Here is a 13,833-nt window from a genome sequence, read left to right as displayed (position 1 = left end):
ACCATGTCGTTGCTGCAGCTGACCGATACCCAGATCAGTACCTGGGTGGCGACGTTCATGTTGCCGCTGTTTCGCATCGGTTCTTTGCTGATGGTCATGCCGATTTTCGGTACGACGCTGGTGCCCCAGCGCGTGCGCCTGTACTTCGCCCTGGCGATCACCTTCGTGATCGCCCCCGGCCTGCCACCGATGCCGCCGGTCAACGCATTGGACCTGAGCGCGCTGCTGTTGATTGCCGAGCAGATCATCATTGGCGCGGTGTTGGGCTTCTCCTTGCAGCTGTTCTTCCAGGCTTTTGTGGTTGCCGGGCAAATTGTCGCGATCCAGATGGGTATGGGATTCGCCTCAATGGTCGACCCCACGAACGGCGTGTCGGTGGCGGTGATCGGGCAGTTCTTCACTATGTTGGTAACGCTGCTGTTCCTGTCGATGAATGGCCACTTGGTGGTGTTCGAAGTCCTCACCGAAAGCTTCACCACGCTGCCGGTCGGTGGCGGGCTGATGGTTCATCATTTCTGGGAATTGGCCGGCAAGCTCGGTTGGGTACTCGGCGCGGCGCTGTTGCTGGTGTTGCCGGCGATCACCGCGTTGCTGGTGGTCAACATTGCGTTTGGCGTGATGACCCGGGCGGCGCCGCAGCTGAACATCTTCTCGATCGGCTTCCCGCTGACCCTGGTGCTTGGGCTGTTCATCGTCTGGGTCGGCCTGGCGGACATTCTCAATCAGTATCAACCGCTGGCCTCTGAGGCCTTGCAGTTGTTACGCGAATTGGCACGGGCGCGCTGAGTCATGGCAGAGAGCGAAAGCGGTCAGGACAAAACAGAAGACCCCACGGAGAAACGTAAAAAGGACTCCCGTGAGAAGGGCGAGATTGCACGTTCCAAGGAGCTCAACACTCTGGCGGTCATGCTGGCCGGCGCCGGTGGATTGCTGATTTTTGGCGGCGCCCTGGCCCAGGATTTGATGGAGCTGATGCGCATGAACTTCTCGCTCTCGCGGGAGGTGATTCTGGATCAGCGCTCCATGGGCGCTTATCTGCTGCACTCGGGGCAGATCGCCCTGTTGGCGATTCAGCCAGTCATGATCACCTTGCTGCTGGCGGCGCTGATCGGTCCGATTTCCCTGGGGGGCTGGCTGTTCGCGGCCGGCTCCATGGCGCCCAAGTTCAGTCGCATGGACCCCGGCGCAGGCCTCAAGCGGATGTTCTCGGCCAAGGCGCTGGTGGAGTTGCTCAAGGCCCTGGCGAAGTTTTTCATCGTGTTGTTCGTCGCGTTGGCAGTCTTGTCGTCGGACATCGACGATCTACTGCGCATCGCCCACGAGCCCTTGGACATGGCGATCATTCACAGTCTGCAAGTGGTCGGCTGGAGTACCTTGTGGATGGCGTGCGGGCTGATCATTATCGCGGCGGTCGACGTGCCGGTGCAGTTGTGGGAAAGCCACAAGAAACTGCTGATGACCAAGCAGGAAGTGCGCGACGAGCACAAGGATCAGGAAGGTAAACCGGAGGTCAAGCAGCGCATCCGACAGATGCAGCGCGAGATCTCCCAGCGGCGGATGATGGCGGCGGTGCCCGAGGCTGACGTGGTCATCACTAACCCGACCCACTATGCTGTGGCACTCAAGTACGATCCGGAAAAGGGCGGGGCGCCGATGCTGGTCGCCAAGGGCAGCGACTTCCTGGCCCTGAAGATCCGCGAAATCGCCGTGGCCAACGAAGTGCTGCTGCTCGAATCGCCCGCGCTGGCGCGTTCGATCTACTACTCCACGGAACTGGAGCAGGAAATTCCTGGCGGGCTGTATCTGGCGGTCGCCCAGGTACTGGCCTATGTCTATCAGATCCGCCAGTATCGCGCGGGCAAGGGCAAGCGCCCGGATCCGCTCAAGGACGATCTGCCGATTCCGCCGGATTTGCGGCGCGATTCCTGATTGTGCATTGGCAATGCTGGCCTCTTCGCGGGCAAGCCTCGCTCCTACAGGTTTTGAGTCGATCGCGACATAGGCGAACGACACGGGACTATAGGAGCGAGGCTTGCCGCGAAGGCGCCGTTTCAGGCAATACAAACCCCGAAGCAGACCTCTATTTCAAACCCCGGCAAAAGTTGGAAGGCTTCTTGCAATAGCCGCCCTGCGCCTGCTTCAGGCGTCAAAAGTTTGCTTTAAAGGAACGGGGAAAACCGGTGGATCGCTCTCAGTTAATCAACAGTGCCCGCACAAACGTTGCCGACTTAAGTCGGGGCAATCTGGGTGTGCCGCTGTTGCTGCTGGTCATGCTGGCCATGATGATGTTGCCGGTGCCGCCGTTCCTGCTGGACGTGTTTTTCACGTTCAACATTGCCTTGTCCATCGTTGTGTTGCTGGTCTGCGTGTACGCCTTGCGGCCGCTGGATTTTGCAGTGTTCCCGACCATTTTGCTGGTGGCGACGTTGTTGCGACTGGCGTTGAACGTGGCTTCGACGCGGGTGGTGATGCTCCACGGCCAGGACGGCCATGCCGCCGCCGGCAAGGTGATTCAGGCCTTCGGTGAGGTGGTGATCGGCGGTAACTATGTGGTCGGTATCGTGGTCTTCGCGATTTTGATGATCATCAACTTTGTCGTGGTGACCAAGGGTGCGGGGCGGATTTCCGAGGTGAGCGCGCGTTTCACCCTCGATGCGATGCCCGGTAAACAGATGGCGATCGACGCCGACTTGAACGCCGGCCTGATCGATCAGAACCAGGCGAAATTGCGCCGAATGGAAGTGGCTCAAGAGGCCGAGTTTTACGGTTCCATGGACGGTGCCAGCAAGTTCGTGCGCGGTGACGCCATCGCCGGCCTGCTGATTCTGTTCATCAACCTGATCGGCGGCATGGCAGTCGGTATCTTCCAGCACGGCATGACCTTTGGCGATGCCGGTCGGGTTTACGCCTTGTTGACCATCGGTGACGGTTTGGTGGCGCAATTGCCATCACTGCTGTTGTCGACTGCCGCTGCGATCATGGTGACCCGTGCTTCCGGCTCGGAAGACATGGGCAAACAAATCAATCGTCAGATGTTCGCCTCGCCGAAAGCCTTGGCAGTGGCCGCTGGCTTGATGGCGGTGATGGGCCTGGTGCCGGGCATGCCGCATTTTTCCTTCCTGAGCATGGCGGCCCTGGCGGCTGGTGGCGCTTACCTGTTCTGGAAGAAGCAGAACGCGGTCAAGGTTCATGCGCTGCAAGAGGTCAAGCGTCAGCAGGAACTGCTGCCATCGCCGGCCCGCGCCCAGGAAACCAAAGAGCTTGGCTGGGACGACGTTACCCCGATCGACATGATCGGTCTGGAAGTCGGTTACCGCCTGATTCCGCTGGTGGACCGCAACCAGGGTGGTCAGCTGCTGGCACGGATCAAGGGTGTGCGTAAAAAACTCTCCCAGGACTTGGGCTTCCTGATGCCGACTGTGCATATCCGTGACAACCTCGACCTGGCGCCAAGCGCCTACCGCCTGACCCTGATGGGCGTGATCCTGGCCGAGGCCGAGATTTACCCGGACCGCGAACTGGCGATCAACCCGGGGCAGGTCTACGGCACGCTCAACGGCATCACCGCCAAAGATCCGGCTTTTGGTCTGGAGGCGGTCTGGATCGAAATCAGCCAGCGTGCCCAGGCACAATCCCTCGGTTACACCGTGGTCGATGCCAGTACGGTAGTGGCAACCCACTTGAACCAGATTCTGTACAAGCACTCCAGCGAGCTGATCGGCCACGAAGAAGTCCAGCAACTCATGCAATTGCTGGCCAAAAGCTCGCCGAAGCTGGCCGAAGAGCTGGTGCCGGGGGTGGTTTCGCTGTCGCAACTGCTCAAAGTCTTGCAGGCGTTGCTGGCCGAGCAGGTGCCGGTTCGGGACATTCGCAGCATCGCCGAAGCCATAGCGAACAACGCCGCCAAGAGTCAAGATACTGCCGCTTTGGTGGCCGCGGTGCGCGTCGGCGTATCCCGTGCAATCGTGCAAAGCATTGTAGGGACTGAGTCGGAGCTGCCTGTCATCACCTTGGAGCCAAGGTTGGAACAAATATTGCTCAATAGTCTTCAGAAGGCAGGACAAGGCTCGGAAGAGGGTGTTCTGTTGGAGCCAAGCATGGCAGAGAAACTGCAACGCTCATTGATCGAAGCGGCGCAGCGTCAGGAAATGCAAGGTCAACCGGTGATTCTGCTGGTGGCCGGTCCGGTTCGCGCGATGCTGTCGCGATTTGGCCGACTGGCAGTCCCGGGTTTGCATGTGTTGGCTTACCAGGAAATTCCTGACAACAAGCAAGTGACCATCGTTGCGACAGTAGGGCCCAACGGCTGAGGTAGTGGTTTATGCAAGTTAAGCGTTTTTTCGCCGCCGATATGCGTCAGGCCATGAAACTGGTTCGTGATGAGCTGGGCGCTGATGCCGCCATCATTGGCAATCGCCGGATTGCTGGCGGTGTCGAGCTGACGGCTGCCCTGGATTACAAGCTGTCGGCGCTGGCCCCGCGTGTTCCGAACATGGAACTCGAGGACGAGCTGCGCAAGACCCAGTCGCGGATCGTCACCGCCCAGGCCGAACTGAGCCTGCGTGGCGATGGCGAGAGCGACAAGACCACCAATCGCCAGTTGTTCGCTGGCCTGCCGTTGACCGCCGCCGAGCCGCTGATCGAACCGACCTACGCCGAACCTCGTCGTGCAGCGCCGGCCCCTGCGCCAGCCTCCGGTGGCGTCGACCCGCGTGCATTCGATTCGATGCGTTTCGAACTCAACAGCCTGCGTGAACTGATGGAAGTACAACTGGGCTCGCTGGCCTGGAATCAGCTGCAAGGCAGCCGTCCGGCCCAAGCCAACCTCTGGCGTCGCCTGCAACGCATCGGCCTGTCCGGCCCGTTGTCGCGGGATCTGCTGGCGCTGATTACCGACATTGAAGAGCCCCGTCAGGCCTGGCGCATGTTGCTCGCGCACCTGGCGCGGATGATCGCCACCCCGGAAGTCGAGCCACTGGAAGAGGGCGGCGTGATTGCCATGGTCGGCCCGGCCGGCATGGGCAAGACCACCACGCTGGCCAAGCTCGCGGCCCGTTACGTGCTCAAGTACGGCGCACAGAACATCGCGCTGGTGAGCATGGACAGCTATCGCATTGGTGCCCAGGAACAGCTCAAGACCTTGGGCCGGATCCTCAACGTGCCAGTTACCCACGTCGACCCGGGCCAATCGCTGGGGCAGGCGCTGGAGCCCATGCTGCGCAAACGCGTGGTGCTGATCGATACCGCCGGCCTGCAGGCCAGCGACCCGGCACTGCGCATGCAACTCGAAAGTCTGGCTGGACGGGGCATCAAATCAAAAAATTATCTGGTCTTGGCAACCACCAGCCAGAAACAGGTTCTAACCGCCGCTTATCACAGTTACAAACGTTGCGGCCTTGCCGGCTGCATCCTGACTAAACTGGATGAAACGGCAAGTCTGGGCGAGGTGTTGAGCCTGGCTATCAGTCATGAGTTGCCGGTGGCTTATCTGACCGATGGCCCGCGGATTCCGGATGATTTGCATCTACCGCGTCGTCATCAGTTGGTTAGCCGCGCCGTCAGCGTGCAAATGCAGGAAGAACCCAGCGAAGAAGCCATGGCTGATATGTTCGCTGACCTTTACCACAGCCCGACCAAGCGGGTTGGCTGAGGTATTAATGAACAGTTTTTGTACCTACATCGATGGTCTGCCATGCATTGTTCTGTTGATGAACGCGCAGCCAGTAATGTGGCCTCCGTCTAAGTAAGACAAGGTAAAGAAAATAACATGGGCAGCATGCATCCCGTACAGGTGATCGCGGTGACCGGCGGCAAAGGTGGCGTCGGGAAGACTAACGTGTCAGTGAACTTGTCCCTGGCTTTAGCTGAGCTCGGCCGGCGAGTCATGCTGCTGGATGCCGATCTGGGGCTGGCGAACGTCGACGTCCTGCTGGGACTGACACCCAAGCGCACCCTGGCCGACGTGATCGAAGGCCGCTGTGAGCTGCGCGACGTGCTGTTGCAGGGGCCTGGCGGTATTCGCATCGTCCCGGCCGCATCCGGCACCCAGAGCATGGTTCATCTGAGCCCGGCCCAGCATGCCGGCCTGATCCAGGCCTTCAGCGATATCGGCGACAACCTCGACGTATTGGTGATCGACACCGCTGCGGGCATTGGTGACTCGGTGGTCAGCTTCGTGCGCGCAGCGCAAGAAGTCTTGCTGGTGGTATGCGACGAGCCGACCTCGATCACCGACGCCTACGCGCTGATCAAACTGCTGAACCGCGACTACGGCATGAACCGTTTCCGCGTCCTGGCCAACATGGCGCAGAGCCCGCAGGAAGGCCGCAACCTGTTCGCCAAGTTGACCAAGGTCACGGATCGTTTTCTCGACGTCGCCTTACAATATGTCGGCGCGGTGCCTTACGACGAATGCGTGCGCAAGGCCGTGCAGAAGCAGCGTGCCGTCTACGAAGCCTTTCCGCGTTCCAAGTGCGCCCTGGCGTTCAAGGCCATTGCGCAGAAGGTCGATACCTGGCCGCTGCCTGCCAATCCACGTGGGCACCTGGAATTTTTCGTCGAGCGCCTCGTGCAACAAACCGCAGGACCCGTCCTATGACAGCCAGTGGCTACAACCTCTACAAGAAGTCGGCACGTGACGCGCAGTACGAGCTGATCGAGCGTTACGCGCCACTGGTCAAACGTATTGCCTACCATTTGCTGGCGCGTTTGCCGGCCAGTGTCCAGGTCGAAGACCTGATCCAGGCCGGGATGATCGGCCTGCTTGAAGTGTCGACCAAATACGACGCCAGCAAAGGCGCGAGTTTCGAGACGTACGCGGGCATACGAATCCGCGGCGCAATGCTCGATGAAGTGCGCAAGGGGGACTGGGCGCCACGTTCGGTCCACCGCAATACCCGCATGGTCAGCGACGCGATTCGCTCGATTGAAGCTAAAACCGGCCGTGACGCTAAAGATCACGAGGTTGCGGCCGAACTCCAATTGAGTCTCGACGATTATTACGGGATTTTGAACGACACCCTGGGCAGCCGGTTATTCAGTTTCGACGATCTGTTGCAGGACGGCGAACACGAAGGGCTGCATGAGGATGGCGCGAGTGCTCATCTCGAGCCGTCACGCGATCTGGAAGATGAACGCTTCCAGGCAGCGCTGGCGGATGCGATTGCCAATTTGCCGGAGCGTGAGCGACTGGTGTTGGCGCTGTACTACGACGAAGAGTTGAATCTCAAGGAAATCGGTGAGGTCCTGGGGGTCAGCGAATCGCGGGTCAGCCAGTTACACAGCCAGTGCGCGGCCCGTTTGCGGGGGCGTTTGGGGGAGTGGCGAGCGCGCTGAAGGCAGTGTGGGGACACTGCGAATGGAGCGGGTGTGGTGTTGAACTGCGCCGGTCTCGATCTGTTGTGCTCCAGACAGTCATTGAGTGCTTTGCCGGATTGATTGAAATGGCGCGTCCAGGTGCTGGGCGCGTTTAAGACTGCTTGGAGGTCGAATTGGACAAGAACATGAAAATCCTCATCGTTGATGACTTCTCAACGATGCGGCGGATCATAAAAAACCTGTTGCGTGACCTTGGGTTCACCAACACCGCCGAGGCTGATGACGGGCTGACCGGGTTGCCGATGCTGCAAAGCGGTAACTTCGATTTTCTGGTCACCGACTGGAACATGCCCGGTATGACCGGCATCGACCTGCTTCGTGCGGTACGCGCCGATGAAAGGCTCAAGCACCTGCCGGTGCTGATGGTGACCGCTGAAGCCAAGCGCGAGCAGATCATCGAAGCGGCCCAGGCCGGTGTTAACGGCTATGTGGTCAAACCCTTCACGGCCCAGGCGTTGAAAGAAAAAATCGAGAAGATTTTCGAACGCATCGGTTGAGAAACTGCGCCACGGGGGAGCTATGGAGCATATCGAATCTTCACAGGGCGATTTTGAGTCGACCCTGAAAAAACACGCGGTCGAACTGGTCGAAAGCCTTGAAAAAGGCAGGTTCGGCGACGCTGTGCAACTGATCCATGAGCTCAACCAGACCCGTGACCGTGGCCTGTACCAGGAAGTGGGCAAGCTCACCCGCGAGCTGCATAGCGCGATCGTCAATTTCCAGATTGACCCGCACATGCCGCAAGCCGAGGAAGTGTCTCAGATCACGGATGCCACCGAGCGCCTGTCCTATGTGGTCAAGCTGACCGAGGCCGCGGCCAATCGCACCATGGACCTGGTGGAAAACGCCACGCCGCTGATCAACAGCCTGAGCGACGAAGCTCAGGCGCTGAGCACGGATTGGGGACGGTTCATGCGTCGCGAAGTCGGGGCTGAAGAGTTCCGCGAACTGGCCCGGCGGGTCGACGGTTTCCTGACACGCAGCAGCGAAGACAACCGCGTCGTGTCGAGCAACCTCAACGACATTCTGCTGGCCCAGGATTACCAGGACCTCACCGGTCAGGTGATCAAACGCGTGACCCAACTGGTCACCGAAGTTGAAAGCAACCTGCTCAAACTCGTGCTCATGGCAAGCCAGGTAGACCGCTTTGCGGGTATCGAACATGACCATGAAGCGATGCTGGCTGAAAAAGATCCGCAAAAACATCTCTCGCAGGGTGAAGGTCCGCAGATTCATGCCGATAAAAGAGAAGACGTTGTGTCCGGTCAGGACGATGTGGACGATTTGTTATCCAGCCTAGGATTTTAGAGTTTTAGCATTTTAGGTTTTTTAGGTTTTTAGACCTCAGGAGCACCCCCTTAATGAGCTTCGGCGCCGATGAAGAGATCCTTCAGGATTTCCTGGTTGAGGCCGGCGAGATTCTAGAGCAACTGTCCGAACAGCTGGTCGAGCTTGAAAGCCGACCGGATGATGCGGACTTGCTCAATGCAATTTTTCGCGGTTTTCACACTGTAAAAGGGGGCGCCGGCTTCCTCCAGCTCAACGAGCTGGTGGAGTGCTGTCACATCGCCGAGAACGTGTTCGACATCCTGCGCAAGGGTGAACGACGCGTCGACTCGGAACTGATGGACGTGGTTCTCGAAGCGCTGGACGCGGTGAACAGCATGTTCAGCGAAGTCCGCGAACGCGGCCCGATCACGGCTGCCACGCCTGAATTGCTGGCCGCTCTGGCCCGTCTGGCCGAGCCGCAAACCGCCGATGAAGCGGCACCTGTCGCTGAAGTGGTGCAAGAGCCTGCCGCTGAAAGCGAATCAGGTGACATTACCGATAACGAATTCGAGCAACTGCTGGACTCGCTGAACGCCGTCAAGGCTCAGGCCGAGGCTCCCGTGGTTGCTGCGCTGCCTGCCACCGATGCGGCTGCAAGTGACGAAATTACCGATGCCGAGTTCGAGTCGTTGCTCGATCAATTGCACGGCAAAGGCCAGTTCGCTGTCGATGCAGTGGCTGTGCCCGCTGCACCGGCTGCCCCGAAAGCGGGAGGCGACAGCTCCGACATTACCGACGACGAGTTCGAAACACTGCTCGACCAGCTGCACGGCAAGGGCAACTTTGCGGTCGATGCGCTGGAATCGGCCATTGCTTCGGCTCCGGCCCCGGCTGCGCCAACCGCTAAAGCGGCCGGCGGCGATCTGATCTCTGATCATGAGTTCGAATCGCTGCTCGACGAATTGCACGGCAAGGGCAAGTTCACTGAAGTGGGCACAGGTGCTGCTGTTTCTGCGGTAGCAACCCCTGTCGCCAAGGCTGCTGCGCCCGCACCTGTGGCCAAAGCGCCCGAGCCAAAAGCCGAAGCGCCCAAGCCTGCCGCCGCTGCTGCACCGGCACCTGCTCGTGCCCCGGCCGCTCCGCCTGCGGAAAAACCGGCCAGCGAAGCCGAGACCACTGTGCGGGTCGATACCGCGCGCCTCGACGAGATCATGAACATGGTCGGCGAGTTGGTGCTGGTGCGTAACCGCTTGGTCCGTCTGGGCCTCAACAGCGGCGACGAAGCCATGTCCAAGGCCGTGTCGAACCTCGACGTGGTCACGGCCGACCTGCAAACTGCGGTCATGAAGACCCGGATGCAGCCGATCAAGAAAGTCTTCGGGCGCTTCCCGCGTCTGGTTCGCGACCTGGCTCGCCAGCTCAAGAAAGAGATCAACCTGGAGCTGGTCGGTGAAGAAACCGACCTCGACAAGAACCTCGTCGAGGCCTTGGCCGACCCGCTGGTCCACTTGGTGCGCAACTCGGTCGACCACGGTATCGAAGAGCCGGCTGATCGCGAAGCGATGGGCAAACCCCGCAGCGGCAAGGTGATCCTGTCCGCTGAACAGGAAGGCGATCACATCCTGCTGTCCATCTCCGATGACGGCAAAGGTATGGACGCTGATGTCCTGCGCGGTATCGCCGTGAAGAAAGGCCTGATGGACAAGGATGCGGCGGACCGTCTCAGCGAGTCGGATTGCTTCAACCTGATCTTCGCGCCGGGTTTCTCGACCAAGACCGAAATTTCCGACGTCTCCGGGCGCGGCGTGGGCATGGACGTGGTGAAAACCAAGATCGCCCAGCTCAACGGCACCATCAATATTTACTCGACCAAGGGCAAGGGCTCGAAGATCGTCATCAAGGTCCCGTTGACCCTGGCGATCATGCCGACGCTGATGGTCATGCTGGGCAACCAGGCGTTTGCGTTCCCGTTGGTGAACGTCAACGAAATCTTCCACCTCGACCTGTCGCGCACCAACGTGGTGGACGGCCAGGAAGTGGTGATCGTGCGGGACAAGGCGCTGCCACTGTTCTACCTCAAGCGCTGGCTGGTCAGCTCCGCCGCTCACGAAGAGCAGCGCGAAGGCCATGTGGTGATCCTTTCGGTGGGCACTCAGCGGATCGGTTTTGTCGTCGATCAGCTGGTGGGCCAGGAAGAAGTGGTCATCAAGCCATTGGGCAAAATGCTCCAGGGAACCCCGGGCATGTCTGGCGCCACCATCACCGGTGACGGCCGCATTGCACTGATTCTCGATGTGCCGAGCATGCTCAAGCGTTACGCCGCACGGCGTATTTGATTCTGGGGGAGCGGGGCGACTGAGCCTCGCCCCGTCTAACGGAGTGTTTATGGTAGTCAAGGTCCTGGTGGTGGACGATTCGGGGTTTTTCCGCCGCCGCGTCTCGGAAATTCTTGCAGCGGATTCGAATATCCAGGTCGTCGGTACGGCGACCAACGGAAAAGAGGCGATCGATCAGGCACTGTCCCTCAAGCCAGACGTGATCACCATGGACTACGAGATGCCGATGATGGATGGCATCACGGCGGTGCGACACATCATGCAGCGCTGCCCGACCCCGGTGTTGATGTTCTCCTCGCTGACTCACGAAGGCGCGCGGGTCACCCTCGATGCGCTGGATGCCGGCGCGGTGGACTTCCTGCCGAAGAATTTCGAAGACATCTCGCGCAACCCGGAGAAGGTCAAGCAACTGCTGTGCGAGAAGATTCTCAGCATCTCGCGAAGTAACCGTCGTGTTAGCGCCTATAGTGCCCCGGCCCCGGCCCCAATGGCTGCACCCGCTCCGACGCCTGCGCCTTCGAGCGCCAGCAGCTATGGCAGCAGCGCGCCTGCGCGTCCGGCACCGACACCGATTCCGGCTCGCACCCATGCGACTCCGTCGTCTCCAGCGCCGAAACGCAAACCCTACAAACTGGTCGCCATCGGCACATCCACGGGCGGTCCGGTTGCGCTGCAACGGGTTCTGACCCAGTTGCCGGGCAACTTCCCGGCACCGATCGTGTTGATCCAGCACATGCCGGCCGCCTTCACCAAGGCCTTCGCCGAGCGTCTGGACAAGCTGTGCCGCATCAGCGTCAAGGAAGCGGAGGATGGCGACATCCTGCGTCCGGGCCTGGCGCTGTTGGCACCGGGTGGCAAGCAAATGATGATCGACGGCCGTGGCGCGGTGAAAATCCTGCCGGGCGACGAGCGTCTGAACTACAAACCGTGCGTGGACATCACCTTCGGTTCTGCGGCCAAGTCCTACGGCGACAAAGTTCTGGCGGTGGTACTGACCGGCATGGGCGCCGACGGTCGCGAAGGCGCGCGTCTGCTCAAGCAGGGCGGCAGTGCGATCTGGGCTCAGGATGAAGCCAGCTGTGTGATCTACGGCATGCCAATGGCCATCGTCAAAGCCGAACTGGCGGACGCGGTGTACAGCCTGGACGATATCGGCCGACACCTGGTTGAGGCCTGCATCTGATGGATGTACTCAGCCTTATCGGGATCATCATGGCGTTCGTCGCCATCATTGGGGGCAACTACCTTGAAGGCGGTCACCTCGGCGCGTTGGCCAACGGCCCGGCAGCGCTGATCGTAATCGGTGGCACCGTCGGCGCAGCGCTGCTGCAATCGCCGATGAGCGCCTTCAAGCGCGCCATACAGATTCTCGTCTGGATCCTGTTTCCACCCCGCGTGGACCTGGCCGGGGGCATTGATCGCGTAGTGAACTGGAGCCTGACCGCCCGCAAGGAAGGTTTGCTCGGTCTGGAAGGGGTGGCTGACGCCGAACCCGACAGTTACTCGCGCAAAGGCCTGCAGTTGCTGGTGGACGGCGCAGAGCCGGAAGCGATTCGCAGTATTCTGGAGGTGGATTTCTACACCCAGGAAAGCCGCGATATCGAAGCCGCCAAAGTCTTCGAAAGCATGGGCGGTTACGCACCAACCATCGGCATCATCGGTGCGGTAATGGGCCTGATCCACGTCATGGGCAACCTGGCCGATCCATCGCAACTGGGCAGCGGCATTGCCGTCGCTTTCGTCGCCACCATCTACGGCGTGGCCAGTGCCAACCTGGTGCTGCTGCCGATTGCCGCCAAGCTCAAGTCCATTGCGTTGCAGCAGTCGCGTTATCGCGAAATGTTGCTGGAAGGCATTCTGTCGATCGCCGAAGGTGAAAACCCTCGCTCTATCGAGTTGAAGCTTCAGGGCTTCATGGATTGATGGAGGAAATGGACCATGGCACGTCGCAGGCAACCTGAAGAACATGTAAACCATGAACGCTGGCTGGTTTCCTACGCCGACTTCATTACGTTGCTGTTCGCTTTCTTCGTGGTGATGTATTCGATTTCTTCGATCAACGAAGGCAAGTACAAAATCATTTCCGAGGCGTTGATTGGGGTGTTCACCGACTCCGACCGCGCCCTCAAGCCGATTCCCATCGGTGAAGAACGACCGAAGACCGTGACCCCGGCCAAGCCGCTGGTCAAGGACAGCGAACAGATCGACGCCGGCATCGCCCAGGCCGCCAATGATCCGCTCAAAAGCATTGCCGATGACATCAGCGCGGCGTTCGGCGACTTGATCAGCTCCAAACAAATGACCGTGCGCGGCAATGAGTTGTGGGTCGAGATAGAACTCAATTCCAGCCTGTTGTTCGGCAGCGGCGACGCCATGCCCAGCGACATTGCATTCAGCATCATCGACAAGGTCGCCGCGATCCTGAGACCGTTCGACAACCCGATCCACGTCGAAGGTTTCACCGACGATCAACCGATCCGTACCGCGCAATACCCGACCAACTGGGAGCTGTCCTCGGCCCGTTCGGCGAGCATCGTGCGCATGCTGGCGATGCAGGGCGTGAACCCCGGGCGTCTGGCGTCGGTGGGGTACGGCGAGTTCCAGCCGGTGGCCAACAACGCCACCGTCGAAGGCCGGGCGCGTAACCGTCGGGTGGTGCTGGTGGTGTCACGAAATCTTGATGTACGTCGCAGCCTCACTGGCACCGGAACCGCCAATACAAAACCGGATGCCGCGTTGAAGCGTGCTGGCACACAAACTGCACCGACCCCGGTCAAGTCGCCGGGACGAGAGAGCGCCGTCAATTCTCCGTCACCCGCATTAATACGTTGAGCTATTTCTCGGTCGAGCA

General features: G+C 60.0%; 12 protein-coding genes. All 12 read left to right on the top strand.

Translation table 11 applies throughout. The annotated features are described in order from the left end of the window. The first annotated feature begins 3 nt into the window (after positions 1-3). The 12 genes from fliR (at position 4) to motD (ending at position 13,814) form a co-directional block, all read left to right on the top strand. The gene (fliR, locus tag ACA044_RS21965) at positions 4-786 is read left to right on the top strand and encodes a flagellar biosynthetic protein FliR (RefSeq protein WP_497443248.1); all 783 of its coding nucleotides are present in this window, start codon (positions 4-6) and stop codon (positions 784-786) included. A 3-nt stretch (positions 787-789) separates the two neighbouring features. Further along, a complete protein-coding gene (flhB, locus tag ACA044_RS21960; protein WP_497443247.1) occupies positions 790-1,929 on the top strand; it encodes a flagellar biosynthesis protein FlhB in 1,140 nt (379 codons plus the stop codon). A 251-nt stretch (positions 1,930-2,180) separates the two neighbouring features. Next, positions 2,181-4,310: a flagellar biosynthesis protein FlhA gene (flhA, locus tag ACA044_RS21955; RefSeq protein ID WP_497443246.1), complete on the top strand. Its 2,130-nt coding sequence runs from the start codon at positions 2,181-2,183 to the stop codon at positions 4,308-4,310. Positions 4,311-4,321: 11 nt separating this feature from the next. After that, positions 4,322-5,650, top strand: a complete 1,329-nt coding sequence (gene flhF, locus ACA044_RS21950) for a flagellar biosynthesis GTPase FlhF (protein ID WP_497443245.1) — start codon at positions 4,322-4,324, stop codon at positions 5,648-5,650. A gap of 117 nt (positions 5,651-5,767) precedes the next feature. Continuing rightward, positions 5,768-6,598 carry a flagellar synthesis regulator FleN gene (gene fleN / locus ACA044_RS21945; protein WP_223487746.1) on the top strand — a complete coding sequence of 277 codons (831 nt, stop codon included), beginning with the start codon at positions 5,768-5,770 and terminating at the stop codon, positions 6,596-6,598. Beyond that, on the top strand, positions 6,595-7,335 hold the full coding sequence (gene fliA / locus ACA044_RS21940) for an RNA polymerase sigma factor FliA (protein ID WP_007894214.1): 741 nt from the start codon (positions 6,595-6,597) through the stop codon (positions 7,333-7,335). The genes fleN and fliA overlap by 4 nt, the downstream gene beginning before the upstream one ends. 167 nt (positions 7,336-7,502) lie before the next feature. Beyond that, positions 7,503-7,874, top strand: a complete 372-nt coding sequence (locus ACA044_RS21935) for a chemotaxis response regulator CheY (protein WP_167331167.1) — start codon at positions 7,503-7,505, stop codon at positions 7,872-7,874. Positions 7,875-7,896: 22 nt separating this feature from the next. Next, positions 7,897-8,685 (top strand): protein phosphatase CheZ, encoded by a 789-nt coding sequence (locus ACA044_RS21930; RefSeq protein ID WP_497443244.1) that lies wholly within the window; start codon positions 7,897-7,899, stop codon positions 8,683-8,685. Positions 8,686-8,738: 53 nt separating this feature from the next. Next, positions 8,739-10,982, top strand: coding sequence for a chemotaxis protein CheA (locus tag ACA044_RS21925; RefSeq protein ID WP_497443243.1), 2,244 nt, complete (start codon positions 8,739-8,741; stop codon positions 10,980-10,982). Positions 10,983-11,031: 49 nt separating this feature from the next. Continuing rightward, on the top strand, positions 11,032-12,165 hold the full coding sequence (locus tag ACA044_RS21920; RefSeq protein WP_497443242.1) for a protein-glutamate methylesterase/protein-glutamine glutaminase: 1,134 nt from the start codon (positions 11,032-11,034) through the stop codon (positions 12,163-12,165). After that, positions 12,165-12,905 carry a flagellar motor protein gene (locus ACA044_RS21915; RefSeq protein ID WP_497443241.1) on the top strand — a complete coding sequence of 247 codons (741 nt, stop codon included), beginning with the start codon at positions 12,165-12,167 and terminating at the stop codon, positions 12,903-12,905. The genes ACA044_RS21920 and ACA044_RS21915 overlap by 1 nt, the downstream gene beginning before the upstream one ends. 15 nt (positions 12,906-12,920) lie before the next feature. Next, complete coding sequence (gene motD, locus ACA044_RS21910) at positions 12,921-13,814, top strand: flagellar motor protein MotD (protein WP_497443240.1); 894 nt, start codon at positions 12,921-12,923, stop codon at positions 13,812-13,814. Positions 13,815-13,833 lie beyond the last annotated feature (19 nt).

The organism is Pseudomonas sp. LBUM1673 (assembly GCF_059695645.1).
This window is presented reverse-complemented; position numbering and strand designations above follow the sequence as displayed.

What these genes read in the sequence shown, in the direction of transcription:
- fliR (WP_497443248.1), top strand. Translation starts at nt 4, where the DNA reads ATGTCGTTGCTGCAGCTGACCGATACCCAGATCAGTACCTGGGTGGCG.
- flhF (WP_497443245.1), top strand. Translation starts at nt 4,322, where the DNA reads ATGCAAGTTAAGCGTTTTTTCGCCGCCGATATGCGTCAGGCCATGAAA.
- motD (WP_497443240.1), top strand. Translation starts at nt 12,921, where the DNA reads ATGGCACGTCGCAGGCAACCTGAAGAACATGTAAACCATGAACGCTGG.
- ACA044_RS21935 (WP_167331167.1), top strand. Translation starts at nt 7,503, where the DNA reads ATGAAAATCCTCATCGTTGATGACTTCTCAACGATGCGGCGGATCATA.
- ACA044_RS21925 (WP_497443243.1), top strand. Translation starts at nt 8,739, where the DNA reads ATGAGCTTCGGCGCCGATGAAGAGATCCTTCAGGATTTCCTGGTTGAG.
- fliA (WP_007894214.1), top strand. Translation starts at nt 6,595, where the DNA reads ATGACAGCCAGTGGCTACAACCTCTACAAGAAGTCGGCACGTGACGCG.
- ACA044_RS21930 (WP_497443244.1), top strand. Translation starts at nt 7,897, where the DNA reads ATGGAGCATATCGAATCTTCACAGGGCGATTTTGAGTCGACCCTGAAA.
- ACA044_RS21920 (WP_497443242.1), top strand. Translation starts at nt 11,032, where the DNA reads ATGGTAGTCAAGGTCCTGGTGGTGGACGATTCGGGGTTTTTCCGCCGC.
- flhB (WP_497443247.1), top strand. Translation starts at nt 790, where the DNA reads ATGGCAGAGAGCGAAAGCGGTCAGGACAAAACAGAAGACCCCACGGAG.
- fleN (WP_223487746.1), top strand. Translation starts at nt 5,768, where the DNA reads ATGGGCAGCATGCATCCCGTACAGGTGATCGCGGTGACCGGCGGCAAA.
- ACA044_RS21915 (WP_497443241.1), top strand. Translation starts at nt 12,165, where the DNA reads ATGGATGTACTCAGCCTTATCGGGATCATCATGGCGTTCGTCGCCATC.